This window comes from Salinisphaera sp. SWV1 (assembly GCF_052044155.1).
Taxonomy (GTDB): Bacteria; Pseudomonadota; Gammaproteobacteria; order Nevskiales; family Salinisphaeraceae; genus Salinisphaera.
In genome coordinates, this window is the sequence record NZ_JBQDYE010000019.1 from 46,535 (window position 1) to 72,074 (window position 25,540).

Sequence of the window (25,540 nt, forward strand, 5' to 3'; positions counted from 1 at the left end):
AAGGCGGGGCGCAAACCCGAACAGCGCGCGACACCGGCGCAAGCCCGCCGGGATGCGCCGGGCCGGCCTTGATGTGCGCTGGCCCCGGCCGGGCCAGCCGGCGACCCCGCGTGAAACCTCGATCAGGGGCGGCGCACCGGGTCCGGCCGCAAGTCGATGCCTTGGTGCCGCCGGCTTGCCGACCAAGAATGCGGTTATCTCAATAGGCTCAAAAAGCCTAAGCCGAGTCTGTCTGAACCGCCGTCGGGCAACGGATTCAGACCTCGAATGCGGTATTCAGCTTCTTCGGCACCGCCTGGTTCCTGAGCCGGGCATAGTCCGGCAGGCCATCCACATAGGGCGGATAGTTCTCGCCGGCGATCAGCGGCTTGAGGTAGCGGCGCGCGGTCTCGGTGATATGGAAGCCATCTTCGCTGATGAAATTGCGCGGCATGAATTTCTCGACGTTGGCCACATCGGCCAGCGGCGCCTCGCCCAGCGACCAGCGATAGGGCGCGTCCGATTCGCGCTTGATGGTCACCATGACGCCGGATTTGCCCGCCACCGCGTACTCGACCGCAGCACGGCCGACGGCGTAGGCCTGCTCGACATCGGTTGCCGAAGCAATATGGCGTGCGGCCCGCATCAGGTAGTCGGCAATGGCGTAGTGGTACTTGTAGCCGAGCCCGGATTTGACCAGCTCGGCGATCCGGGGCGCGACGCCGCCCAGTTGTACATGGCCGAAGGCATCGGCCTCGCGGCCGTCGCCGCGTTTGAACTCGGCCCCGATCTCGACGCCTTCCGAGGCCACGATCGTGCAGTAGCCATACGTCTTGACGGTTTCATCGACCCGGGCCAGGAACTTCGCGCGATCGAACGCGATTTCAGGGAACAGCAGGATATGCGGCGCATCGCCCGCCTCCTCGGCGGCCAACCCGCCGGCGGCAGCGGTCCAGCCGGCGTGCCGGCCCATCACCTCGAGGATGAACACCTTGGTCGAGGTACGGCACATGCTGTGCAGGTCGTAGCCGGCCTCGCGGATCGAGACCGCGGTGTACTTGGCCACGCTGCCGAAACCGGGGGAGCAGTCGGTGTGCGGCAGGTCGTTGTCCATGGTCTTGGGGATATGGATCGCCTGGATGGGATAACCGAGGGCGTCGGCCAGCTGGCTGATCTTGGCGCAGGTATCGGCCGAGTCGCCGCCGCCGTTATAGAAGAAGTAGCCGATGTCGTGGGCCTTGAACACCTCGATCAGGCGTTCGTACTCGGCGCGGTTTTCCTCCAGGCCCTTGAGCTTGTAGCGCGCCGAGCCGAACGCGCCGGCGGGCGTGTGCCGCAGCGCCGCGATGGTGGCGTCGTCCTCGGCCGAGGTGTCGATCAGGTCCTCGGTGAGCGCGCCGACAATGCCGTCGCGGCCGGCATAGAGCGTGCCGATGGTATCGCCGTGCTCGCGGGCCGCCTCGATCACGCCGGCGGCCGATGCGTTGATCACGGCGGTCACGCCGCCGCTCTGGGCATAGAAGGCGTTCTTCTTCGTCATCCGTGTCTTTCCTTTTGAGCTGGCCGGCGCCACGGCCGACGGTCGGGCCCCGGCTTGAACTCCGGCTGTCGAAGCGCGCGAGCGGCGGGTAAGCCGCGACCGGCGCAATCGTCTGCGGGCAAGCATACGTGAGCCCGAGAGCCTGAGACAATTGACTTGCCCGGGGGCAGACAGTAACGTCGAGCGTCGGCCAGCGCATCGGACGTCGCAGTCTGCGCGGCGGCCTCCACCCTAGAAATTTAAAGGTCTTTTGGCGGGGATATCATGCTGAAAATCGTGCTGCTGGGCGCGCCTGGCTCGGGTAAGGGAACGCAGAGCGCCAAGCTCGTCGAGGGATATGGCGTGCCGCAGATCTCGACGGGTGATCTGCTGCGCACAGCGGTGGCGGAGCAGACCGAGTTGGGTTTGAAGGCCAAGGCGGCGATGGATGCCGGCGAGCTCGTGTCCGACGATATCGTGGTGGGCATGATGCGCGAGCGGCTCAACCAGCCCGACACGGAAAATGGCTTTATCCTCGACGGATTCCCGCGCAGCGAGGCCCAGGCCGAAACCCTGGACGAGCTGCTGACCGAGCTCGGCCGCCCGCTGCAGTGCGTGGTGCATCTCAAGGTCGACAACGAAGAACTCGTGAGTCGCCTGATGGCGCGTGGCCGGGCCGATGACAACGAGGAAACGATCCGCAATCGGCTGTCGGTTTACCAGGAGCAGACCCAGCCGCTCGTGGCTTATTATGAGCAGCGCGGTCTGCTCAAGCCGGTGGCCGGTGTCGGCGCGGTCGACGAGATATACGCGCGCATCAAGGCCGCCCTGGCCGACGTCTGAAGCGCGGTTTTGCGCGCATCAGCGCCGGTATCGCCGATCTCCGGTACCGGGCGCGCCCGGCGTCATTTACCCGGCCCGGAAATAGATGATTTCGGGTTGATGGCGCGAGTATGCGACCGCATGATCGCCGCGGCCATTGGCCGCGAAGCCTTTGAAAATAAAAGACGAGCAGGTGCCGTCGTTTGTTTTTGAAGGCGTTGAAAACAGCTGATGAAGTCAGCTGTTTTGATGCCGGATTAACAGCCCCGGGCCGCGTCGGTGCGGGCGCTTTCCACCGCCTCGACCACGGCGCGTCCGGCAACTTCCGCGCGCCACCCCCGGAGCAGGCGGCCATCCCGCCGACCGGCCACGATCGCCGCCACGTCGGCCCGGCTGGCCACCGCGGCCGGTGGTATGTCGGCCGCTTCCGCGGCCCGGGCCAGGGCGCGCATGCCGGTCTTGATCCGGCGTCGCGTGGCTTCGTCCGGCGGTCCGGCGTTCGGGTCCAGCACCTCGGCCGGGCGCGTCAGCCCGCGCGCCACGCAGTTCAGTAGCGCATCGCCGTGTCGCTCCAGCGTGCGCACGGGCAGATCCGGCGTGTCCGCCAGGTCGATATCGCGGGTGGGCTGGCTTTCGGCGATGGCGATCAAGGGGGCATCGGCCAGAATCCAGCGCCGCGGCCGATCGGCGGCCATGGCCTCGCGCTCGCGCCAGTCGGCGAGCTCGGCCAGAACCTGTTGCGCGACCGGGGCGAGCCGGTTCCAGGCCTTGATCCGTCGCCAGGCGGCGCGGGTATCGACGTCGAAACGATCCGGCTCGACCATGCGCTCGAAGTCGCCGGCCAGCCAGTCGAGCCGATCGGCGGCGGCGAGCGTTTCACGCAGCATCGGGTAGGCGACAGCCAGATAGCGGACATCGTCGGCGGCGTAGTCGAGCGCGCCGTCCGGCAGCGGACGGTGGCTCCAGTCGGTGCGGGTGTGGCCCTTCGGCAGTTTCTTGTCGAGCAACGCCTCGACCAGGCGGGCATAGCCCATCTGGTCGTCGAAGCCGAGCAGCGGCGCGGCCACCTGGGTGTCGAAGATCGGCGCCGGCATCGTGCCGAAGCTCTGGTAGAGCACCTCGAGGTCCTGTTCGGCGGAGTGAAACACCTTGCGCACACGCGTATCGGTCAGCAGTCCGGCCAGTGGGGTCAGGTCGGAGAGCGCGAGGACGTCGATCAGGCCGATGTGATCGGTGTCGGCGATCTGCACCAGACACAGCTTCGGATAGTAGGTGCGCTCGCGCAGAAACTCCGTGTCGACGGCGATCCAGTCGCGATCCGCCAGTCCGGCCACGAACGCGGCCAGGGCGGCGTCGTCCTCGATCGTGACGACGCGCTGCGGCGCCTTCGGTATCATGCGCTTGGCTTCATCGAGCTTGTCGTTCATAGGGATTTCGCGTTGACCATGGATTTTGTCCGCCGACTCGTCGACCTCATGCTGTTTCGCCGCGGGCCGCAGGACATGCCCGGCGATCAGACAACATTGGTGGTCAGCATAGCGGCTTATTGTATCGTTCTGTTCGTTCAGGTCGCGCTGGTCGGCCCGTTGGCGGCGGCGCTGGTCCAGGCGGGCCTGGCAACGCTCATGCTCGGGCTGTACGTGGCGGTGATCCTGCGTCTGCGCCATTTGTCGAATCGCTTCAACCAGACCGCGACCGCCTTGTTTTCCTCGGGGACGGTGCTCACGCTGATCATGCTCGCCCCCACGCGCGCCCTGCGGCCCTATCTGGATGCATTGCGCAGCGCGACCGATCCGTCGCAGGTGCCGATGCCGTCGCCGCTGTTCGCGCTGGCTTATCTGGTGGTCGGGATCTGGGGCCTGGCGATCTATACCCATATCTATCGGCATGCGCTCAACGTGCCGATCTTTTTCGGCGTGACCGTAACGCTCGGCTTCGAGTTGTTGTTGATGCTGGTCTTTTCGGCCCTCGGCTAGCGCTCGCGATGCACATCCATATTCTGGGAATCGGCGGCACGTTCATGGCCGGTGTGGCGCTGCTGGCGCGGGCAGCCGGGCATACGGTCACGGGCTCCGATCAGGGTCTTTATCCGCCCATGAGCACTCAGCTGGCCGAGGCCGGCATCGCGGTCATGGACGGCTATGCGCCGAGCCATCTGCAGCCGCCGCCGGATCAGGTCGTGGTCGGCAACGCCATGGCCCGCGGCAACCCCGCGGTCGAGTACATGCTCGACGCGGGGCTCGCTTATACCTCGGGCCCGCAGTGGCTGGCGGACAACGTGCTCGCCGATCGCTGGGTGCTCGCGGTGGCCGGTACGCATGGCAAAACCACCACCGCGAGCATGCTCGCGCACATACTGGTCGACCAGGGGGCCGCACCCGGCTGGCTGATCGGCGGCATCGCCGCGGATCTGGGGGCCTCGGCAGCGATCGGTGATTCCAGGTTGTTCGTGGTCGAGGCCGACGAGTACGACACGGCCTTTTTCGACAAGCGCTCGAAGTTCGTTCACTACCGGCCGCGCACGCTGATTCTCAACAATCTCGAGTTCGATCACGCCGATATTTTCGATGACCTGGCCGCGATCCAGCGCCAGTTCCATCATCTGCTTCGCACCGTGCCGGGCTCGGGGCGTATCGTGCACAACGCGACCGACGCGGCGCTCGATACCGTCATCGCACAGGGCTGCTGGACGCCGCGGGTGCCGTTCAACGGCACGGCGGGGTGGCATGTCGAGCCCCTGCACCCGGATCATGGTCGGCTGTGCATTCATTGGGGACCCGAAGTCGTCGGCGAACTGGCCTGGGCGCTCAAGGGCGCCCACAACGCCGCGAATGCCTGTGCCGCGATCGCCGCAGCCGAGCATGCCGGCGTCGAGCCACGCGCTGCCATCCGCGCGCTGGCCGGATTTCGCGGCGTCAAGCGGCGGCTGGAACTCCGCGGCACGCCGGGCGGGGTGGCGGTCTATGACGATTTCGCTCATCACCCGACCGCCATCCGCACCACGCTGGATGGTCTGAGCGCGGGGCGGTCGCAAGGCCGTGTGCTGGTGGCCTTCGAGCCGCGCTCGAATACCATGCGGGCCGGCGTGCACGAGCACACCCTGGCGGCCAGCTTCGAAAGCGCAGACCGTGTTTACGGCTACGATGCCGGCATCGACTGGGACCTGGCCGGCGCCATGCGCGCCCTCGGCGACCGTTTCCGTGCCATCGATGATATCGACGCGCTGGCGGCGGCGATCGCGGCCGAGGCGCGCCCGGGTGATGTGGTCGTGGTGATGAGCAATGGCGGCTTCGGCGGTATCCACGACAAACTGCTCACCGCGCTCGAACCCCGCGCCTGACGGGCGCACCCGGCCGCGGCACAAGCACCAGTTGAAACAGGCGCCACGGGTATCCTGCGACCGGTTCGCAAGGCGGCCCGGGCCGTCGGCGCCGGCGCGTTGAGACACCGGCCCCGGGGCGGGCATAAAAAAGGCCGCGATTCGCGGCCTTGAGAGGGCGGGTGACCCGCCCGTGCTTTTCTTCTTTGATAATCCGCCGAGTCGGGCCGGGCTACGCCGAGGCACGAGGGGGGGGACCGGGAGAAACTCCGGCCCAACCGGCGAAACGGGTGCGTGGCTGCGCTGCAGGACATCGGAATAATTCGCACTGGCCGGGCCGTTAACGCCGAGGCACGAGGGGGGGACCGGGGAAACCGGCCCGACCAGGCGAAACCATGTCGCGCAAGCACGCGAACTCTGTTGAACAAACCACCAGGCGCCGGCTCGACTGGGCGGTGGCCGACGATCCGTGGGTTGTTCCGACTGTTCAAACTCCTTTGTTGCGATCCGATGGCCGCTTGCGGCAGTCATCCGCCCGAATAGCCGAATCCTCGACATGACGGCGACGCTCATCGCCAGTCCGTGCCACCCCGGGCGCTGGAAGCGTGGGGCGGCGGTCTCGAAGCCTTTCGGCCGATTGGCTATCGCTGCTGCAAGTGCGGTCTGTCGTCCGAATTTGATCAGGGTTTAGCAACCGCCGTGCCAAAAAATAAAAATATATTAATATCAATAAATTATAAATTAAATCGGGCCCTTGAGGCGCGTCCGGCCAGCGGATCGGACCCGGTGGCGCGGAAAACCGTCGCTGATCAACGACGGATCACTCAGGAATTAATTAAGTTATTGAATATTAATATAAAAATATGTCGCCATAGAGCGACATCAAGCACGGGAACGGCGCCAATGGTTGTCGTCTACAGGCAACAGCCGGATTCAGGACTTGAACTGCCCCGGATCGACATCGTGACGCGCCAGCAGCTTGTAGAATTCGGTGCGGTTGCGCTGGGCGAGCCGGGCGCTTCGGGCGACGTTGCCTTCGGTGATGCGCAATAGCTGGACGAGGTAGTCGTGCACGAACTCGTCCCGCGCCTGTGCCAGGGGCCGGATGCTCGAGGCCGACGCGTCCGGGCCGCCGTGCTGGGCCAGCGCCTTGTCCACGGCGGCACGGCCGATCACCGGGCCGCGCGTGAGCGCGACATTGTGTTCGACGACGTTGGACAGTTGCCGAATATTGCCCGGCCAGCTGTACGCCGTGAGCCGTTCCATGGCTTCCGGGGCATAGACCTTGGCCCGTCGCCCCGACCGGCGCGCGAGGCGATCCAGGAAATGCCGCACCAGCGGCGCGATGTCTTCGGGTCGCTCGGCGAGTGAGGGCAGGGCCAGGCTGACCACCGCCAGACGATAGTAGAGATCCTCGCGGAACGTGCCCTCGTTGATGGCCGTATCCAGATTGCGGTGGGTGGCCGAGATCACACGCACGTCCACCGGGATGCTGTGCCGGCCGCCGACCGGCCGGATCTCGCGTTCCTGGAGGACGCGCAGGAGCTTGACCTGAAGAGCGATCGGCATATCGCCGATTTCGTCCAGAAAGAGGGTGCCGCCCTCGGCCGAGCGGAACAGCCCCGGCTGGGCGCTCTTGGCATCGGTGAATGCGCCTTTTTCGTGGCCGAACAGTTCCGACTCCAGCAACTGCTCGGGCATGGCGCCGCAGTTCAGCGCCACGAACGCGCGCTGGGCACGCGGGCTGGCTTCATGCATGACACGCGCCATGACTTCCTTGCCGGTGCCGGATTCGCCGGTGATCAGCACGCTGGAGTCGGTCTCGGCCACCATTCGGCCCTCGGCCAGCCGTTCCCGCATGAGCGGCGAGCGGGTCACGATGCGCGCCTGCCAGATCGATTCCCAATCGCGGCTGGGCAAGCCGCCCTGGGCCAGGGCCTGGTCGACGCGGGCCAGCAGCGTTTCCTTGTCCACCGGTTTGGACAGGAAATCGAGCGCGCCGGCCTGGGTCGCCGACACGGCTTCGGGGATCGTGCCGTGGGCCGTGATGACGATGACCGGAATATTGGGGTGATTGGCCGACAGCCGTTGCAGCAGGTCGAGCCCGTCCATGCCGTCCATGCGCAGATCGGTGATCACGCACTCGGCGGCGAAGTCGCCCAGGATGTCGAGTGCGCGGTCGGCGCTTTCGACGCTGGCCACGGTGTGTCCGACGCCTTCGAGGCGAATCGTCATCAGGCGGCGCAGGCTCGGGTCGTCGTCGACCAGCAGCAGCCGGCCCTTTCGGTGTTCGGTCACGGGTGTTTCTCGACGGTATCCAGGCGGTCTTCGATGTTCGACAGCGCCTTGAGTTTGTTCTGGGCTTTCGCCAGGCGCGCCTTGAGATCCGCGATCTTCTGCGCCGCGTCACTGGGCTCATCGCCGTTGGCCTGGGTCAGCTCACCGTAGAGGCGGGCATAGTCGCTCAGGTACTGGCGCGCATCCGGATCCCAGGGCGCCGGCTTGGTGTTGAGCGCCAGCCTGGCGTAGCGCGCGGCCTCGTCTGGCGTATACAACCGCTGGTGCGGTGATCCGAGCGCCAGCGCCAGATAGGCATAGCTGATCGCGCTCGGGCTGGTCCGAACCTGGCGCCGGGCTGCGCGTACGGCGGCTTCGCGCCCGGCCGGCGTTGTGTCCGCCAGCCGGCGGGCATAGCCGAGCAGGGTCAACGCGGGGGCGGACATTTCAGGCGGTGTCTGCGCGGTTGCCAGCGGGTTGCCCTTGTCGTGCGCGCAGCCCGATACGGCCAGGGCCGCAGCCAGAGCGAGCGCGACCGCCAGCCCCCGTGGTGGCGGGCGCTGCTCAGGCGCGCCCGTTCCAGGGCGGGATATGCACATGGAAAACGCTGTCGCGAGGCCCGCGCTCCACGACCTGCGCGCAGCCGCCATGGGCTTCGGCGCAGTCGCGCACCACCGACAGGCCGATGCCGGTCCCCTTGACCGCGGACTTGCCGCCGGGCGTGCTGCTGCCGCGGACGAAGGCTTCGAAGATACGTTCTCGTTCGGCTGTCGCCACGCCGGGCCCGTCATCCGATACATATAAATCCGTCCCCTCTGTCGGGCCGTGTTCGACCTCGATACGGATAGTGCCGCCCATCGGCGAAAATTTGACTGCATTCGCCAGCAGATTATCCACGATCAGGTGCAATCGATCCCGGTCGGCGCTGAGTACGATCGGTGACCGCGGTCGCTCGACGCGCAGATCGCGTGCCTCGATGGCCAGCTTCTGGCGTTCGACCATGCGTTCGATCAGCGCCGTCAGATCGAATTCGGTGTACTCCAGGCGCGCTCGCTGTTGTTGCCAGGTTGCCGAGTTGAGCAGATTGTCGATCAGAGCCGCCAGATCCTGGCTGTTGCTCTGCAGAATCGTCGCCACCTCGCGCTGCGCCTCGCTCAAAACGCCGACCGAGCCGTCGGCGAGCAGTTCCGTGCCTTCGCGGATGCTGGCCAGCGGTGTCTTGAGTTCGTGCGACATGTGCCGGATGAACTGTTGTTTCTCCTCGTCGAGCGTGGCCAGGCGCTGGCGCATCCAGTCCAGGCGTTCACCCAGGCGATCGAGCTCGGCAGCCGGCGCGACGATCGACACCGGGCGCGAGAAATCGCCCGTGCCCAGATGACCGACGGCATCCAGAATCTGGCGCAGCGGCCGCGCGATGACAAAGGTCAAAAATAACCCGAGCGCCATGGCCGCGGGAATCAGGGCAAACACGCAGACGAGCAGGAACAGGCGCGCATGGCGCGCCGTGCGCTGCAGATGATCGAGCTCCTGGTCGACGAACCGGGCGCCCTGGTCGGCGATGGCATTGGTCGAATCGCGGATCGTGTTCAGCGTGCTGATGACCTGGTCGGTCTGCTTGTCGCCGGTGCCGAGTCGCCGGGCCAGGCCGGCCACCTGCTCGCGCAGCGCTGACAGGTTCCAGCTCGGCACCGTATCCAGATGCAGGCGGGCCAGGGACTTGAGTTCGCCCTCGAATGCCCGGGCCTGCGAGCGGAAGCGAGCGACCAGGTCGGCCTGGCCGAGTACGCGATACTGGCGGGCGCTGCGTTCCATGCTGATCAGCAGGCTGTTGAGGCGTTTGCTGTCGCGCGTGACGGCGACCCCCTGCATCACCAGCCGCTCGCTCTGGGCATTGAGCTGATTGACATAGACCACGCTGGCCACGATCGCGACCATCAGCGGCGTGGCCACGACGGCGAAGCTGGCCAGCACCAGGCCGTTGATCGAGCGCGGACGCAGCAGCACGCCGAGCAGCCGGCGGCGGGCCGAGGTCTCGTTGTGGGAATCGCCTCTGGGCATGCCGTCAGCATAACCGCTCGCCGCACCGCGCGCTTATTGCGCGGGGGGCCGTGCGCCCGCTATTTTGGCGGTTTGCCTGCCCGGATCCTGCTGCATGACCGATACCCTTGCCGTACCTGCCGACTCCCGTGAACTGCCCGGCGCGGACGCGCTCCGCGAATCGCTGACTTCCATGCTCGACCGCGCGGCCGCGGCCGGCGCGGATGCCGCCGAGGCGAGTCTGTCGGCTTCGCGCAGCCTGTCGGTGTCGGTGCGCGATCGGCATCGCGAATCGCTGGAATATGAAGGCGATCGTACGGCGGCGGTGACGGTCTATCGCGGCCGCGCCAGCGGCAGCGCCTCGACCACCGACCTGACGCCGGCAGGCCTGGCCGCCGCCCTCGATCAGGCGCTGACCATCGCGCGTTTCACCGAGCCGGATGCGTATGCGGGCCTGGCCGATGCCGCTCTGATGGCGCGCGACTGGCCGGATCTGGGCCTGTACAACCCCTGGGCGCTGACCCCGGCGGCCGCCCAGGACCAGGCGCTGGCCGTGGAGGCGGCCGCGCTCGCCACCGACCGGCGCATCGTCCAGACCGAAGGCGCGACCGTGGCCACCCAGGATGCGATCAGCGCCTATGGCAACAGTCATGGCTTCATCGGCATCGAACGCGCCAGCCGGCATGCGGCGTCCTGTACGGCGATCGCCCGCGATGCGGCCGGCCGCATGCAGCGCGAGATCGCGTTCTCGCAGGCGCGCCGGGCCGAGCAGCTGTTCGCCCCGGCCGAGATCGGCCGGCTGGCTGCCGATCGCGCGCTGGCCCGCCTCGGTTCGCGCGCGGTGCCGACCCTGACGGCGCCGGTGCTGTTCACGCCGCGCGTCGCGCGCAGTCTGTGGGGCCATCTGTTCGGCGCGATCAGCGGCGGTACGCTGTATCGCAATGCCAGTTTCCTCAAGGACAGGCTCGACCAGCGTATCGCCGTGCCCGGATTGACGTTGCGCCAGGTCCCGCACCGCCGGCATGGACTCGCCAGCACCGGCTTCGACGATGACGGTGTGGCCACTGTCGAACGCGATCTGGTGGCCGAAGGTGTACTGCGCTCGTATCTGTTGTCGGCTTACTCGGCGCGCCGGCTGGGGCTGGCGAGCACGGGCAACGCCGGCGGCATATTCAACATCGATGTCGCGCCGGGCGACGCCGATTTCGATGCGTTGGTGGCGGGCATGGGCCGGGGCCTGGTCGTCACCGAGTTGATGGGACAGGGCGTGAACCTGGTCAACGGCGATTATTCCCGCGGTGCCGCCGGCTGGTGGGTGGAAAACGGGGCGTTGGCCTATCCGGTGGAGAACGCCACCGTCGCCGGCAATCTGGCCGATATGTACAACGGCATCGCCGCGCTCGGCAATGATGTCGAATACCAGAGCGCGGTACGCACGCCCTCCGTGGTGATCGACCGGATGACGATTGCCGGGCAGTAGATGGCGTCAATGCCGGCGGCCCGCCGGCACCGGGGCGGCGGTCAGTGCAGCAGGAACAGCGTGCCGAGACCGAGGAACGAGGCGAAGCCGATCACGTCGGTGAACGTGGTCAGCACCACCGAGCCGGCCAGGGCGGGGTCGATGCCCAGCTTCTTCAGGGCCAGCGGGATCGCCACGCCGGTGACGGCGGCGTTGAGATGATTGATGACCAGCGCTACTGCCATGATGATCGCCAGGCCCAGGTTATCGAACCACACCAGGGCGACCCCGCCGACCACGATGCCCCAGAGCAGGCCGTTGATCAGCGCTACGGCCAACTCCTTGAGCAGCAGGGCCCGGGCGTTGGAAAAACCGATCTGGCCCAGCGACAGCCCGCGAATCATCAGGGTCAGTGTCTGCGAGCCGCCGATGCCGCCCATGCTGGCCACGATCGGCATGAGGACGGCCAGGGCGACGATCTGGGACAGGGCGTCCGAGAACAGGCCCACCACCTCAGAGGCCAGAAACGCGGTCGCCAGGTTGGTGCCGAGCCACACCGCACGCCGGCGCGCGCTGCGCATGATCGGCGCGAACACGTCTTCTTCCTCGTCCAGGCCGGCCAGGCTCATGATGCTGTGCTCGGCTTCGTCGCGGATCACGTCGACCACGTCGTCGATGGTGATGCGCCCGAGCAGGCCGCCCTCGGCGTCGACCACCGGCGCCGAGATCAGGTCGAGATCCTGGAACCGTTTGGCGACCTGGGCGGCCGCCATGTCGACGGGCAGCGCGTCGATGTCGGTGTTCATCACCTCGGAGACATCGCGCTCGGGGTCGAGCGTGACCAGCTTGGCCAGCGACAGCATGCCGAGATAGCGACCATAGCGCGAGACCACGAACAACGACTCGGTATCGTCCGGCAGCCAGCTGCGCTGCTTGAGATAGCGCGAGACCACATCGAGCGAGACATCCGGGCGCACCGTGACCGTGTCGTTGTTCATCAGGCCGCCGGCGGAATTCGGCGCATAGGCCATGACCACCTTGAGCCGCTCGCGATTCTGCGCGTCCATCGAGCGCAGCATTTCGCGCGTGACCTGTTCGGGCAGATCCTCGATCAGGTCGGCCAGATCGTCGATCGGCAGGCCTTCGGTAGCGGCCAGCAGGGTGGCGCTGTCGAGGCTGTCGATCAGCTCGGCGCGGACCTCGTCGTTGACGTGCAGCAGCGTCTCGCCGTGGTCCTCGTCGGGTACCAGTGCCCACACCACCTCGCGCTTGGCGCGTGGCACGGCTTCCAGCAGCAGCGCGATTTCGGCCGGAGACAACGAGGCCAGCATCGGTTTGAGCCGGCGCATTCGCCCCGACTCAAGGGCGGCGTTGAGCGACGCCAGGCGTTGTTCGAGGATATCGGTCCGGACGGCGGGCTCGCTCATGTAACGGGCCTTGGCAGAGGGGCGGGAATGACGGCGGCGTGCCGTGTTTCGAGGCTGGCCTGCGCGGCGCGCGATCGCAACCCGGCCCGCTTACGGGCCGGTTCGCCCATGCTGCGCCACGCCGGCCCCCGGGCGGCCGGTCGACCGCGCGCGCGGCGTTTCGGATGGCCGCGCGGTAGGCTACGATACAGCAACAGCGGGCTGAACACCGTCGGGCACATCAGGGTTTCGCGCCGTGGATCGCGTTGCCTGTGCGGGCGTGACCGGACCGGCGGCCGGGGCGCCCTGTGACCGCGCGCTCAGGCGCTGTGTTCACGGGTCAGGCCGTCCAGGGCCTCGCGATAGGTGTTGGCGTCGGTCAGCGACAGGATTTCAGCCGTGCGCCGGCGCAGGCGCGCCACGTCGGCGCCCATCACCGCGCGCTTGACCTCCAGCACGCTGGCCGGATGCATGGAGAACTCGGTCAGGCCGAGTCCGAGCAGCAACGGCGTATAGCGCTTGTCGGAGGCCATCTCGCCGCACATGGACACGCTGATGCCGGCCGCGCGCCCGGCATCGATGGTCATGCGGATGAGATGGAGCACGGCCGGATGCAGCGGATCGTAGAGATAGTTGATCTCGTCGTCGATGCGATCGATGGCCAGTGTGTACTGGATCAGGTCGTTGGTGCCGAGCGAGAAGAAATCGCAATAGCGCGCCAGCGTCGGGGCGGCCAGGGCGGCGGCGGGCACCTCGATCATGGCGCCCACCGGCAGCTCGCGGTCGTAGGCGATGCCTTCCGCGGCGAGTTCGGCGGCGGCCTCGTCGATCAGATGGCGCGCCTGGCGCATCTCGCCGACGGTGGAGATCATCGGCAGCATGATGCGCATCTCGCCCTCGGCCGAGGCCCGCAGCAGGGCCCGCAGCTGGGTGCGGAACAGGGCGGTCTCCTTCAGGCACAGGCGGATCGCGCGCAGTCCCAGCGCCGGATTGGGCGAGACCTTGTCCGGTCGTCCGAGGCTCTTGTCGGCGCCGGCATCCAGCGTGCGGATGGTGACCGGGCCGTCAATGGAGGCCACGACCTGACGATAGACCTCGAACTGTTCGTCCTCGCTGGGCGAGTCCTCGCGGTTCATGAATAGAAACTCGGTGCGATACAGGCCGACGCCCTCGGCGCCGACCTTGCAGGCCTCGATCGCGTCGCCCGGCAGTTCCACGTTGGCGAGCATGGTGGCGCGCACGCCGTCGGCGGAGACCGCGGCCTCGTCGCGCAGCACGGTCAGCATGCGTTGATAGCGGGCGTCGCGCTGCTGGCGATGGCGATAGAAATCGAGCGCCGCTTCGTCCGGCCCGGCGAGCAGGTGGCCGGCTTCGCCATCGACGACCACGGTTTCGTCGTCACCGAGAATACGGCGCGCACCAACCGCGCCCATCAACGCCGGGATGCGCAGGCTGCGGGCAAGGATCGCGCTGTGCGACAGTGGCCCGCCGTGTTCGGTGACGAACGCCGCCACGCCCTGCTGGTGCAACAGGATGATGTCGGCCGGGGTGAGTTCATCGGCCACGATCACCGGCGGTTCGCCGGTGTCGTCGGCGCTGCCGCCGCCGATCGGGTGTTCCTGTTTCAGCAGCACCCGCTGCAGGCGCGCGGTGACGTGCGCGATATCGTCGCGGCGTGTGCGCAGATAGCTGTCGTCCATCTGCTCGAACACGTCGATCAGTTCCTCGGCCTGGAGCTTGAGCGCCCATTCGGCGTTCACGCGGTCGTCGCGAATGCGGGTGGTGACGGTATCGATCAGCGCGGCATCGTCCATCATCAGCAGATGGGTTTCGATGAACGCGCCGATCTCCGAGGGGGCATTGGCCGGGATCTGCTCGCGCACGGCGGCCAGCTGCTCGCGCGCTTCACGGGCGGCGGCGTGAAAGCGCGCGCTCTCGTCGTCGACCGCTTCGGCGGCGATGTGATATTCGGGGATGTCCAGATCGGTGCCGTGCATGCGATGCACGGGCCCGATCGCGACACCGCGCGAGGCGCCGATGGCCGACAGCCACAGGCTCATCGGCGGCGGGCTCCGGCCGGGTTGGTGGCAGGCGCGGTCACTGGCTCTCGCCGAAGCGATCGGCGACCAGTGCGTCGAGTGCGTCGAGTGCCTCCGAAGCGTCGTCGCCCTCGGCCTGTACTTGGATCGAGCTGCCGCGGGCCGCGGCCAGCATCATCACGCCCATGATGGACTTGCCCGAGACTTCGCGGCCGTCCTTGGTCACCGTAATGCGGGCATCGAACTGCGAGGCGACCGTGACGAATCGGCTGGCCGCGCGTGCGTGCAGGCCCAGCTTGTTGACGATCGGCAGGTCGCGAGTTGGCATGGCACGGCTCTTGTTGTGGTGGTCGATACAGGCTACGGCGCGCGTGTGGCGCCGCGTCGGCCGGCGGTCGCGGCCGAGTCGGCCAGTTCGGCCAGCTCCATTTCCGGATAATTGTAGACGCGAACCAGCATGGGCAGGTTCAGGCCGGTCACCGTCGCGATACGGTCGCGGTTCTCGGTGGCGGCGTGTGCCAGCTGGTAGGGCGTCGCCCCCAGTGCGTCGATGAGTAGCAGCACGCCGGCGCCGCTGTCCAGTGTCGCGACGGCACGGGCGATGCGCGCGCGGGCGGCGTCGGTGTTTTCGTCCGCCGCGATGCCGATGGCGTGCGTGGCCAGAGACGGCGTGCCGACGATGTGCGTGGCCGCCGCCTGGAGCGCCGCGGGCAGTGCCCCGTGGCCGATCAGCAATACCCCGACGCGCGTTGTCGTTGCCGCGCTCATCAGTGCAGTTCGTTGTGGCGAACCAGCACGTTGGCGTACTCACGCCGCAAGTGTTCGCCGATCTGCTCGGCCAGATAGACCGAGCGGTGCTTGCCGCCGGTACAGCCGATCGCCACGGTGATGTAGGTGCGATCCTCGCGCGCGAAGTCGGGCAGCCAGCGGGCGAAAAACCGCAGGATGTCGTCGCGCATTTCGTGTGTGGCCGGCTGGGCGGCCAGATGTGCGGCGACCGCCGCGTCCTGGCCGGTGAGCGCGCGCAGTTCGGGCACCCAGTGCGGGTTGGGCAGGCAGCGCACGTCGAACACGAAGTCCACCGCCGGCGGCAGCCCGTATTTGAAGCCGAACGACTGCACCAGGATCGATAATTCGCCCGAGGCGGCGCTTTCCACCCGATTGCGGATGATGTCGCGCAACTGATGGATGTTGAGCCGGCTGGTATCGATCGAGATATCGGCCTTGGCCGCGATCGGTTGGGTCAGTTCCACATCCAGCGCGACGGCGTCGATCAGGGAACGCTGCTCGCTGGACAACGGATGCCGGCGGCGCGTCTCGGAATAGCGCCGCAGGATAGTGTCTTCGTCGGCATAGAGATAGATGATCTCGATATCGAGATCGGCGCTGCGCAGATCATCCACGCGCTCGCCGAACTCGGCGATTTCATTCTTGCGCGCGCGTGCATCGACCCCCACCGCCAGTCGATCGAAGTCCAGCCCCTGACGGCGCAGGGTGGCGGCCGAGACCTCGTGCAACAGCCCCAGCGGCAGGTTATCGATGCAGTAGTAGCCCAGATCCTCGAGCATGTTCAGCGCCACCGATTTACCGGCGCCGGCCAGTCCGCTGACCACGATCAGTCGCATGAACTCACTCCTGTGGGGTCCGCCCCGATCACCTGTGCCTGGCGCGCGGCGAATTGTTCGTCGCTGTACTGGCCCTGCATGCGCAGCAGGTGATCGCGCGCGGCGGCTTCGACCAATACCGATAGATTATGCCCGACGGCCACCGGCAGTGTGATCTCCGGAATCGATGTGTCCAGGATCTCGCGGGTCGCGCGGGCGCCAGTGAGGCGGTCGGGCGGGGCCGTATCGCCGGTGTCGCCGCGCACCAGGCGGATGATCAGACCGAGCTGCTTGCGCCGCTTGATCGCCGCCTCGCCGAACATCGCGCGGATGTTGAGGATGCCGAGCCCGCGCACTTCGAGAAAATCCTGCAGCAGCGGCGGGCAGCCGCCGTTGAGATCGTCCGGTCCGAGCAGGACGAATTCGGGCGCGTCGTCGGCGACCAGGCGATGGCCGCGGTTGATCAGCTCGAGCGCGAGTTCCGATTTGCCGACGCCGGGATCGCCGACCACCAGCAGGCCGATCGACAGCACCTCGAGAAAGACGCCGTGCAGGGTGATCTGGCGGGCCAGCGTCTCGCCGAGGAAATGCCGCAGCCGATACGCCACCCGGTGGCCGCTGGCCCGGGTGGTGAACACCGCGATGTCGGCTGCGCGCAGCGCCGTGTGCAGATAATCCGGCAGGTGCTGGCCGTCGGCGACCACCACCAGGCGCGTCGCGCCCTGGGTCAGTTGGGCGCGCAGATGCGCGGCGAGCGCGTCGGACAGTCGACCCAGATAGGCGATCTCCGGCTGCCCGACGATCTGCACCTGCGGCGGATGGATGAAGTTGAGATAGCCGACCGTGGGTACACGCCAGCCGTCGTGCCGGGTGGCACCGAGGGTGCCGGCCGCGCCGATGTGCGGCTCCGCCCAGTGCAGTTCGAGCGAATCGGCGAGGCATTCGTAGAGTGTTTCGATGGCGACCCGGCGGTCGGCGTCCTCGCCGGCCTCGACGCGAAGATTGTCCATAGGCGGGCGGTGCGTGGTCGCGGTGGCGCTTGAATAAAAACTAGATCGTGATCGTGTCGTGATCGAGCAGGGTCTGGTACAGGCGGCGATCGTCGCCGGCGTCGCGCAGGTCCGACAGGGTGTCGGTCTCGGAAAAGATCTCGGCGAGCTGGCGCAGCAGCTTGAGGTGTTCGTCGGTCGCGTCCTCCGGCACCAGCAGCCCGAAAATGAGGTCGACCGGCTGTTCATCGGCGGTTTCGAAGTCGACGCCCTGGGGCAGTCGGATGAAGGCCCCGATGCACTCGTCGATGCCCTTGAGGCGGGCGTGGGGGATGGCCACGCCATCCCCCACGCCGGTACTGCCGAGTTTTTCGCGCCCGATCAGACCGTTGAATACATCGGCCGCCGTCAGGTACGGCGTGCCCTCGGCCAGGATGTCGGCGAGCTGTTCGAGGGCGCGCTTTTTGGATTGCACATCCGCGGCCAGCTGCACCCGATCCGGGGCGACGATATCGGCAATATTCATGGCGAATGAGCCCGCGGGCTAGTCGGTGCTCATGTCGATGTGCCGCGCCTGGTTATTGTGATGATCGCAGGCCTTTTCCTTGTGCCGGAGTGTCTGGCGATCGAGCTTGTCCACCATGCAGTCGATGGCGGCGTACATGTCGTCCTTGGTGGCCTCGGCATGCAGGGTCGCACCGCGCAGTTGCACGGTCACTTCGGCCTTGTGCCGCAGTTTTTCGACTTCGAGAACCACTTCAGCGTCGAGCACATGATCGAAATGACGCTCGATGCGTTCCATCTTTGAGGCCACGTACTGATGCAGTGCGTTCGTCATGTCGACGTGGTGGCCGGAGATGTTCAGGTTCATCGCGTACTCCTTGGCAGCGTGTGTGGACGAACAAGGATTAACAGGTACCCGGTTCAGCTGACCTTACGGCGCCGCTCGTGCGAGGGCGGAATCGAAAGCGCTTCGCGGTATTTGGCCACCGTACGGCGCGCAACCTGTATGCCGTTGTCGAGCAGCGCCTCGGCGAGCTTGCTGTCGGACAGGGGCTTGTTCGGCGCTTCGCCGGCGACCATGCGTTTGATCATCGCCTGGATCGCCGTGGCCGAAGCCGAGCCGCCGTCGGTGGTGGATACGTGACTGGAGAAGAAATACTTGAGTTCAAAGATCCCGCGCGGCGTCTGCATGTACTTGTTGGCCGTCGCCCGGGATACGGTCGATTCGTGAATATCGAGTTGTTCGGCCACGTCGCGCAACACCAGCGGTTTCATTGCCTCTTCCCCATATTCCAGAAAAGCGCGCTGGGCTTCAACTATGCAGTGCGCGACTTCGAGCAGGGTGTCGTTGCGCGATTTGAGGCTGTTGAGAAAGAACCGCGCTTCCTGCAGATGCGATTTCAGCGTGGTCTGATCGGCCGACTTGTCCGCGCGCTTGATCAGCGCCAGGTACTGGCTGTTGATACGCAGCCGGGGCGCGATATCGGCGTTGAGCGCGACATGCCAGCCGTTCGCATTGCGCGTGACGAACACCTCGGGAATCACATAGTCGGATTCGTGCTGGCTGAATGCCTCGCCGGGGTGCGGTTGCAGGGTCTGGATCAGTTCGACGGCGGTCTCGAGCTCGGTGCGCGTCACCGACAGCCGCCGCGCCAGGGCATCGCGATTCGGGTCGGCCAGTTGTTCCAGCGACTCGCGGTCCACCAGTGTCAGCGCGATCTCGCGCCCGGGCACATCGGCCGGCAGACCGCGCAGCTGGATGGCGAGGCATTCGGCCAGGTTGCGGCCGGCCACACCGGGCGGATCGAAATCCTGGATCTGGCGCAGCACGGCCTCGGCCTGCGCGGGCGCGATCTCGAATTCGTCGACGATGCGCGGGCCGATGTCGTCCCAATCCAGCAACAGGCCGTTGCTGTCGATCGCATCGATGATCACGGCCGCGATCGCGCGCTGTTCGGGCGTGAACGAGTGCATGTCGGCCTGCCAGGTCAGGTGTGCATGCAGGTCGGGCGTGCTCGACAGGTTGGCCTGGCGGTAGTCCCAGTAGTCCTCGTCGTCGGCCGTGGGGGCGGGCGCGGCCGGCGCCGCGGAACCGGCGTAAATGTCGTTCCAGTCGGCATCGACCGGCAGGTTTTCGGGAATCTCGCCGTCCTTGCCCGATGCCTGCTCGCGTTCGCTCTTTTGGGCTTCGATGGCCGCGTTGGTATCGATCTCGTCGTGGCCGTCGTCGGCCTCGAGCATGACGTTGGACTCCAGCGCATCCTGGATCTCGGTCTTGAGATCGAGCGTGGACAGCTGCAGCATCCGGATCGCCTGCTGCAATGCAGGCGTCATCGTCAGCGTCTGGCCCAAATTGAGGCTGAGTCCCTGCTTCATAGCCGGAAATCCTCACCCAGGTACACGTCGCGGACCTTCTGATCGGCCAGGATATGCTCGCCCTGGCCTTCGGCGATCACGGTGCCGTCGGCCAGGATATAAGCCCGGTCGCAGATCGACAGGGTCTCGCGCACATTGTGGTCGGTGATCAGTACACCAATACCGCGGTTCTGCAGGTGGCGGATGATGCCGCGGATGTCGCCGATGGAAATCGGGTCGATGCCGGCGAATGGCTCGTCCAGCAGCATGAACGTGGGCCTGGCCGCCAGCGCGCGCGCGATCTCGACGCGCCGGCGTTCGCCGCCGGAAAGATTCAGCCCCTTGGAATCGGCGATGTGGCCGATCGACAGTTCGTCCATCAGGTCGACCAGCTCGCGCTCGATGCCGGCCCGGTCGAGATCCTTTCGCACCTGCAGGATCGCGCGAATGTTGTCGGCTACGCGCAACTTGCGAAAGACCGAGGCTTCCTGCGGCAGGTAGCCAATGCCCATCTGCGAGCGGCGGTGCATGGGCAGGCCGACGAGACGCCGACCCGCGAGCTCGATCGTGCCGGCATCGGGCGATACCAGGCCGACGATCATGTAGAACGAGGTGGTCTTGCCGGCGCCGTTGGGGCCGAGCAGGCCGATCACTTCACCGCGGGCGACGCGGAGATTGACGTCGCGCACCACATCGCGGCCCTTGTAGCGCTTGCGCAGGCCGGTCGCGGTGAGTTCCGCGTTGTCGGCGACAACGGTCGGGGAGGCGGGGGCAGCCATCAGGAACCGTCGTTCTTGGCGGGCTGGAGCGTAATGTGTACGCGCTGGTCACTGCCCTGGCTGCGCTCGGCGTGCGTTGCGCCGGTATCGATGTTGTGCGTGATGACCGGGCCGCGGATCCGGTCGCCGTTGCGGTTGACCACGGCGTCGCCCCGGAGGGTGATCACCGAGCTGGCGTTGCTGTATTCGATCTGGTTGGCATGTCCGGTCACGACTTCGTTATCGCTCGAATCGGGCTGTTTGTCGATATGCGCCGGATTGCCGGTGAGCACGGCCTTGATCCGGCTGCGGTCCTTGAGCCGTGTGACCACGAGCTTGTTGCCGGTCAGCGTCAGCCCGCCGCGGGTGAGGTGCACGTTGCCGGTATAAGTGCTCACGCCCGACTTCTGGGCGAAATCGGCGTTGTCGGACCGGATGTTGATGGGCAATGGCTGCGATTTGTCCGAGCCGGCCGCCTGCGCCAGGCCGGAGGCCAGCATCGTGGCCAGCATCGCCAGCGCGATCAGCATCGAACGCGTGCCGCGGCGATCAGGGCGTGTAGGTGACATGCACATTATTGAGCAGATTCAGCTTGTTCGTATCCAGATTGATCCGCATGCCGTCCCCGGTGACCTTCTGCCCCGGCTCGATGGCAGTGACGTGCGCATCCGACTCAACCCGGTTGATCCGGGGCCGCACCCAGGCGTGCGTCGTGGTCACTTTCACCACGTTCCCGCTTTCGCGCGGGTGATGGATGATCACGCCGTCGTAGAGATAGATATCATGCTGGCCGGCCGGGACGCGTCCCTTGTCGGCATGCAGGTTCCAATAGGTTTTCGTGTCTTTGACGTAGTGTACGTGAATATCGGTCAGGCGAGCCGAGTCGTCGGCAAAGTGCAGTGTTTGCGCAACCGTCATGCGATAAGCCAGCGTACCCTGCGGCGACAGCTGATACACCGTCGCGCCTTGCATGTAGTAGTCGCTGTTATCGGGCGTGTGGACGGGGCCGGGCCGGGACGACGAGTGCCTGAGTGTGCCCAGCCAGCTGCCGACCCCGAACAGGGCCACGCAGACAAGCGCCAGCAGCACGCCGATCCGCAGCACGTCAGGGTGCCTCGCGCGCCGCGATGATCAGCTCGCAGGCTTCGCGCACGGCGCCGTGGCCGCCCGGTGCGGCGCTGACCCAGTGTGCGACCCTGCGGATCTCGGGGACCGCGTCGGCGACCGTCAGTGCCAGCCCGGCCGCGCGCATGATCTCGAGGTCCGGCAGGTCGTCGCCCATGACCGCGATCTGGTCGGCGTGGAGCGCGCGGGCCTGGCGCAGTGCGGCCAGTTTCGCGGCCTTGTCGTCGCAGGCCATGTGCACTTCGGCCACGCCGAGACTGGCCAGCCGCGCGGCCACCGGCGGCGAGGGCCGGCCACTGATGACGGCGATCTCCACGCCGGCGCCGGCGAGGCGCTTGAGGCCGAGACCGTCGCGTATATGCATGGTCTTGGTCTCGGCGCCATCCGGGCCGAGATAGAGCCGGCCATCGGTCATCACGCCATCGACGTCGAATACGGCCAGACGGATGGCCGCGGCGCGCAGCGCGGGCGTGCGCGCGTCGTCCGGGCGGTCGAGAAACGTCATATCACGCCCGCCCGCAGCAGGTCCTGCATGTTGAGGGCGCCGATCGGGCGCGTGTCGGCGTCCACCACCATGAGCGCGCCGCCGCCGATGCGATGGGTTTCCAGCAGTCGCACGGCTTCCGCGGCGAGCATGGCCGGATCGACCGTCTTCGGCGCCCGCGTCATGTAGTCGACGATTACCGCGCGTTTGATGTCCAGGTCGCGGTCCAGCGCCCGGCGCAGATCGCCGTCGGTGAACAGGCCGGTCAATCGGCCGTCGGCATCGATCACGCCGGTCATGCCCAGCCCCTTGGCGGTCATCTCCAGCAGTGCCTCCCGCATCATCGCGTTTTCGTCGACCAGCGGCAGCGCGTCGCCGGTGTGCATGACGTCGGCCACGGTGAGCAGCAGCCGCCGGCCGAGCGAGCCGCCGGGATGGCTGCGTGCAAAATCCTCGGCGGTGAAGTTGCGCGCCTCGAGCAGGGCGATGGCCAGCGCGTCGCCCATGACCAGCGTGGCGGTGGTCGAAGCGGTGGGCGCCAGTTCCAGCGGGCAGGCCTCGATCTCGACCGAAATGTCCAGATGCACGTGGGCCCGGGTGGCGAGCGTCGATTCCGGCTTGCCGGTCATGGCGATCATGGGCACGCCGAGTCGGCCGAGCAGCGGCAGGATCGTGAGGATCTCGCCGGTTTCGCCGGAGTAGGACAGGGCGATGACCACGTCCTGGGGGGTGATCATGCCGAGATCGCCGTGGCTGGCCTCGCCCGGGTGCACGAAGAACGCCGGCGTGCCGGTCGAGGCCAGGGTGGCCGCCAGTTTGCCCGCGATGTGCCCGGACTTGCCCATGCCGGTGACGATCACGCGGCCGCTGCAGCGCATTATCAGCTCGGCCGCCCGGGCGAATTCGCCGTCGATGCGGGACTCCAGCGCCGCAGCGGCAGCGGCCTCGATATTGACGGTACGCCGTCCGGCGGCGATGAGGGTGTCGGCTTCCATGGCGGCATTCTATCTCAGCCAAGATGTACAAAGGCCAACCCGGGAGACCGGACCGTGCGGCTTGGGGCCCCGACACGCGGGGCGTATAATCCATCGTCTTGCCCCGACTCAAATCCCATGCCATGACCGATACGGCGATATCCTTTCGGGATGTCCAGAAGCGTTATGCGACCACGCATGCGCTCAAGGGCGTGTCCTTCGATATCCGGCGCGGCGAATATTTCGGCCTATTGGGCCCGAACGGCGCCGGTAAATCCACATTGATCTCCATTACCGCCGGGCTGGCCCAGGCGACCTCCGGTTCGGTGGCGGTTCTGGGCCACGATGTCGTGGCCGACTACCGCGCTGCCCGCCGCGCGCTGGGCGTCGTACCGCAGGAGCTGGTCTACGACCCGTTTTTCTCGGTCCGCGAGATGCTGCGCCTGCAGGCCGGCTATCAGGGCTGCGGCAAGGAAGTCTGGCCCTGGATCGACGAACTGCTCGAACGGCTCGAGCTCGAGGACAAGGGCGCGGATTCCATCCGCCAGTTGTCCGGCGGCATGAAGCGCCGCGTGCTGATCGCGCAGGCGCTGGTGCACAAGCCGGAAGTGGTGATCCTCGATGAGCCCACCGCCGGCGTGGACGTCGAACTGCGGCGTACGCTCTGGAAGTTCACCCGCGAGCTCAATCAGGCCGGCCACACCATTGTGCTGACCACGCATTACCTGGAAGAGGCCGAGGAGCTTTGCGATCGCATCGCCATCCTCAACCGCGGCGAGCTGCAGGTGCTGGAGGAAAAACAGGCGTTGCTGGATCGCCACCCCTATCGCTTCCTGTCGCTGGAACTGACCGGCGAGGGCGGCACGCTGCCGGCCGGGGTGGAACGCCTGATCGAGGAGCGGCGCGGCGATACGCTCGACCTCAGATTGAAGCAGGGCGAGGACTTCATCGGCGACGTGATCGAAGGCATTCGCGGTGCGGGCTATCGCATCACCGATGTGCATACCCGCGAGCCGTCGCTGGAGAATATTTTCGTCGAGCTGACCATGGATTCCGAAGACGAGGTGTCGGCATGAACTGGCGCGGCTGCTACACACTCTTCATCAAGGAAGTGCGGCGCTTCTACAGCGTCATTCTCCAGACCGTGGGCGCGCCGGTGATCACCGCGCTGTTGTACATGGCGGTGTTCGGCCAGGTGCTGGCCGGCCAGACCATCGAGGGCGTGCGCGCGGTGGAATTCCTGGTGCCGGGGCTGATGATGATGAGCATCATCCAGAACTCGTTCGCCAATACCTCGTCGTCGATCACCCAGTCCAAGATCATGGGCAATCTGGTGTTTCTGCTGATGACGCCGCTGTCGGCCTTCGAGATCTATCTGGCCTATATCGCGGCGTCGCTGGTGCGCGCGGTGCTGGTCGCGATCGTGCTCTATATCGTGACCCAGTTCTTCGTGCACGTGCCGATCCACGACCCGCTGCTGATGCTGGCGATGTTGATCTTGTCCGGGGGCACCCTCGCGGTGATGGGGCTGATCGCCGGCATCGTCGCCAACAAGTTCGATCATCTGGCGGCATTCCAGAATTTCTTCATCCTGCCGATGAGCTTTCTGTCGGGCGTGTTCTATTCCATTCACAATCTGCCGCCGTTCTGGCAGCAGGCGTCGTACTTCAACCCGTTCTTCTACATGATCGACGGATTTCGACACGGCTTCTTCGGGGTCGGCGACGCCAACCCGCTGGTCAGCCTGATCGTGGCGGCGGTGTTCTTCACGCTGGTGTCCGTGATCGCCATCACCATGCTCGCGCGCGGCTACAAGATCCGTGGCTGATGGGTATCCGGGGCGCGGTGCCCGGTCGCCGGTTCGCCCGGCGGGGTTTCGGCGCAGGCGCGGCTGTCGCGAGCATGCCGCAGCGAGCCTGAATGCCGGTATCGCGCCGCCGGATGTCGCGCCCGCGGTGTTTCCCCGGTACCCCTGTCTGTCAGGATGGCGTGACGGATGCCGCGGGCCGGCGGTGCCCGGCTTGATCGCGGTGCCGCCCGGATCGGCTGCGCGCGCCGCGTCACGGGATATCCGGGGCAGCGATGCGAGCCTTGTACGAAACATCGACAGGCTCTAGCATCTTGCGCCATTCACAGGAGGCCAGAGCCATGTACAGCCCAGACGCCATACGCGAACTCATTGAAGCCGGACTGCCGGATGCCGACGTCCAGGTCGTCGGTGACGACGGCACCCATTTCGCCGCCCGCGTGATCAGCCCGAGCTTTGCCGGCAAGGGCATCGTGGAGCAGCATCGCATGGTGTATGCCACGCTCGGCGAACGCATGGGCGACGAAATACACGCCCTGTCGCTCAAGACCATGACGCCGGAACAGGCCGGCACCGCGTCGTAG

26 protein-coding genes are annotated in these 25,540 nt (G+C 66.5%); 7 read left to right on the forward strand and 19 right to left on the reverse strand.

The annotated features are described in order from the left end of the window. Positions 1-256 precede the first annotated feature (256 nt). Positions 257-1,519 (reverse strand): 6-phosphofructokinase, encoded by a 1,263-nt coding sequence (locus ACS8YF_RS10740; protein ID WP_440850218.1) that lies wholly within the window; start codon positions 1,517-1,519, stop codon positions 257-259. A 264-nt stretch (positions 1,520-1,783) separates the two neighbouring features. Between ACS8YF_RS10740 and ACS8YF_RS10745 the strand changes: the two genes are divergently transcribed. Then, positions 1,784-2,341: an adenylate kinase gene (locus ACS8YF_RS10745; protein ID WP_440850219.1), complete on the forward strand. Its 558-nt coding sequence runs from the start codon at positions 1,784-1,786 to the stop codon at positions 2,339-2,341. Between the two features lie 236 nt (positions 2,342-2,577). Here ACS8YF_RS10745 and rnd read toward each other — a convergent pair whose 3' ends face one another. Then, positions 2,578-3,747 (reverse strand): ribonuclease D, encoded by a 1,170-nt coding sequence (rnd, locus tag ACS8YF_RS10750; RefSeq protein WP_440850220.1) that lies wholly within the window; start codon positions 3,745-3,747, stop codon positions 2,578-2,580. Between the two features lie 18 nt (positions 3,748-3,765). Here rnd and ACS8YF_RS10755 point away from each other — a divergent pair, with 18 nt between their 5' ends. Then, complete coding sequence (locus tag ACS8YF_RS10755) at positions 3,766-4,296, forward strand: hypothetical protein (RefSeq protein WP_440850221.1); 531 nt, start codon at positions 3,766-3,768, stop codon at positions 4,294-4,296. Positions 4,297-4,304: 8 nt separating this feature from the next. After that, positions 4,305-5,660, forward strand: a complete 1,356-nt coding sequence (gene mpl, locus ACS8YF_RS10760; RefSeq protein ID WP_440850222.1) for a UDP-N-acetylmuramate:L-alanyl-gamma-D-glutamyl-meso-diaminopimelate ligase — start codon at positions 4,305-4,307, stop codon at positions 5,658-5,660. A gap of 912 nt (positions 5,661-6,572) precedes the next feature. On the opposite strand, the gene ACS8YF_RS10765 is transcribed toward mpl, so the two are convergent. From ACS8YF_RS10765 to ACS8YF_RS10775, 3 genes are read right to left on the reverse strand one after another with little or no spacing between them, the layout of a single operon-like run. Then, a complete protein-coding gene (locus tag ACS8YF_RS10765) occupies positions 6,573-7,937 on the reverse strand; it encodes a sigma 54-interacting transcriptional regulator (RefSeq protein ID WP_440850223.1) in 1,365 nt (454 codons plus the stop codon). Then, positions 7,934-8,515: a hypothetical protein gene (locus ACS8YF_RS10770; protein WP_440850224.1), complete on the reverse strand. Its 582-nt coding sequence runs from the start codon at positions 8,513-8,515 to the stop codon at positions 7,934-7,936. The genes ACS8YF_RS10765 and ACS8YF_RS10770 overlap by 4 nt, the downstream gene beginning before the upstream one ends. After that, positions 8,481-9,974, reverse strand: coding sequence for an ATP-binding protein (locus tag ACS8YF_RS10775; protein ID WP_440850225.1), 1,494 nt, complete (start codon positions 9,972-9,974; stop codon positions 8,481-8,483). The genes ACS8YF_RS10770 and ACS8YF_RS10775 overlap by 35 nt, the downstream gene beginning before the upstream one ends. Before the next feature lie 94 nt (positions 9,975-10,068). Here ACS8YF_RS10775 and pmbA point away from each other — a divergent pair, with 94 nt between their 5' ends. Then, positions 10,069-11,433: a metalloprotease PmbA gene (gene pmbA / locus ACS8YF_RS10780; protein WP_440850226.1), complete on the forward strand. Its 1,365-nt coding sequence runs from the start codon at positions 10,069-10,071 to the stop codon at positions 11,431-11,433. A gap of 41 nt (positions 11,434-11,474) precedes the next feature. On the opposite strand, the gene mgtE is transcribed toward pmbA, so the two are convergent. The 14 genes from mgtE to ACS8YF_RS10850 all read right to left on the reverse strand — a co-directional run bounded on the left by mgtE (position 11,475) and on the right by ACS8YF_RS10850 (position 23,170). Continuing rightward, a complete protein-coding gene (mgtE, locus tag ACS8YF_RS10785) occupies positions 11,475-12,839 on the reverse strand; it encodes a magnesium transporter (RefSeq protein ID WP_440850227.1) in 1,365 nt (454 codons plus the stop codon). Positions 12,840-13,138: 299 nt separating this feature from the next. Further along, positions 13,139-14,878 carry a phosphoenolpyruvate--protein phosphotransferase gene (ptsP, locus tag ACS8YF_RS10790; RefSeq protein WP_440850228.1) on the reverse strand — a complete coding sequence of 580 codons (1,740 nt, stop codon included), beginning with the start codon at positions 14,876-14,878 and terminating at the stop codon, positions 13,139-13,141. 37 nt (positions 14,879-14,915) lie between these two features. Beyond that, positions 14,916-15,185, reverse strand: a complete 270-nt coding sequence (locus tag ACS8YF_RS10795; protein WP_440850229.1) for an HPr family phosphocarrier protein — start codon at positions 15,183-15,185, stop codon at positions 14,916-14,918. Positions 15,186-15,217: 32 nt separating this feature from the next. Beyond that, complete coding sequence (locus ACS8YF_RS10800; RefSeq protein ID WP_440850230.1) at positions 15,218-15,625, reverse strand: PTS sugar transporter subunit IIA; 408 nt, start codon at positions 15,623-15,625, stop codon at positions 15,218-15,220. Continuing rightward, positions 15,625-16,482 carry an RNase adapter RapZ gene (gene rapZ, locus ACS8YF_RS10805; protein WP_440850231.1) on the reverse strand — a complete coding sequence of 286 codons (858 nt, stop codon included), beginning with the start codon at positions 16,480-16,482 and terminating at the stop codon, positions 15,625-15,627. Before rapZ ends, ACS8YF_RS10800 begins: the two co-directional genes overlap by 1 nt. Further along, positions 16,473-17,471, reverse strand: a complete 999-nt coding sequence (hprK, locus tag ACS8YF_RS10810) for an HPr(Ser) kinase/phosphatase (protein ID WP_440850232.1) — start codon at positions 17,469-17,471, stop codon at positions 16,473-16,475. Before hprK ends, rapZ begins: the two co-directional genes overlap by 10 nt. 40 nt (positions 17,472-17,511) lie before the next feature. Next, entirely contained in the window at positions 17,512-17,976 is a 465-nt protein-coding gene (locus tag ACS8YF_RS10815) for a PTS sugar transporter subunit IIA (protein WP_440850233.1), read from the reverse strand. An 18-nt stretch (positions 17,977-17,994) separates the two neighbouring features. Beyond that, positions 17,995-18,321 carry a ribosome hibernation-promoting factor, HPF/YfiA family gene (gene hpf / locus ACS8YF_RS10820; protein ID WP_440850234.1) on the reverse strand — a complete coding sequence of 109 codons (327 nt, stop codon included), beginning with the start codon at positions 18,319-18,321 and terminating at the stop codon, positions 17,995-17,997. Positions 18,322-18,374: 53 nt separating this feature from the next. Beyond that, a complete protein-coding gene (locus ACS8YF_RS10825; protein ID WP_440850235.1) occupies positions 18,375-19,829 on the reverse strand; it encodes an RNA polymerase factor sigma-54 in 1,455 nt (484 codons plus the stop codon). Next, positions 19,826-20,587 (reverse strand): LPS export ABC transporter ATP-binding protein, encoded by a 762-nt coding sequence (lptB, locus tag ACS8YF_RS10830; protein WP_440850236.1) that lies wholly within the window; start codon positions 20,585-20,587, stop codon positions 19,826-19,828. The genes ACS8YF_RS10825 and lptB overlap by 4 nt, the downstream gene beginning before the upstream one ends. Beyond that, positions 20,587-21,135, reverse strand: a complete 549-nt coding sequence (gene lptA, locus ACS8YF_RS10835; protein ID WP_440850237.1) for a lipopolysaccharide transport periplasmic protein LptA — start codon at positions 21,133-21,135, stop codon at positions 20,587-20,589. Before lptA ends, lptB begins: the two co-directional genes overlap by 1 nt. Further along, complete coding sequence (lptC, locus tag ACS8YF_RS10840; RefSeq protein ID WP_440850238.1) at positions 21,116-21,670, reverse strand: LPS export ABC transporter periplasmic protein LptC; 555 nt, start codon at positions 21,668-21,670, stop codon at positions 21,116-21,118. The genes lptA and lptC overlap by 20 nt, the downstream gene beginning before the upstream one ends. Position 21,671: 1 nt before the next feature. After that, on the reverse strand, positions 21,672-22,196 hold the full coding sequence (locus tag ACS8YF_RS10845) for a KdsC family phosphatase (RefSeq protein ID WP_440850239.1): 525 nt from the start codon (positions 22,194-22,196) through the stop codon (positions 21,672-21,674). After that, on the reverse strand, positions 22,193-23,170 hold the full coding sequence (locus tag ACS8YF_RS10850) for a KpsF/GutQ family sugar-phosphate isomerase (protein ID WP_440850240.1): 978 nt from the start codon (positions 23,168-23,170) through the stop codon (positions 22,193-22,195). The genes ACS8YF_RS10845 and ACS8YF_RS10850 overlap by 4 nt, the downstream gene beginning before the upstream one ends. A gap of 122 nt (positions 23,171-23,292) precedes the next feature. On the opposite strand from ACS8YF_RS10850, the gene ACS8YF_RS10855 reads away from it, so the two are divergent. The 3 genes from ACS8YF_RS10855 to ACS8YF_RS10865 all read left to right on the forward strand — a co-directional run bounded on the left by ACS8YF_RS10855 (position 23,293) and on the right by ACS8YF_RS10865 (position 25,540). Continuing rightward, on the forward strand, positions 23,293-24,225 hold the full coding sequence (locus tag ACS8YF_RS10855) for an ABC transporter ATP-binding protein (RefSeq protein ID WP_440850241.1): 933 nt from the start codon (positions 23,293-23,295) through the stop codon (positions 24,223-24,225). Continuing rightward, entirely contained in the window at positions 24,222-24,977 is a 756-nt protein-coding gene (locus ACS8YF_RS10860; RefSeq protein WP_440850242.1) for an ABC transporter permease, read from the forward strand. The genes ACS8YF_RS10855 and ACS8YF_RS10860 overlap by 4 nt, the downstream gene beginning before the upstream one ends. A 320-nt stretch (positions 24,978-25,297) precedes the next feature. Beyond that, on the forward strand, positions 25,298-25,540 hold the full coding sequence (locus ACS8YF_RS10865; protein WP_440850243.1) for a BolA family protein: 243 nt from the start codon (positions 25,298-25,300) through the stop codon (positions 25,538-25,540).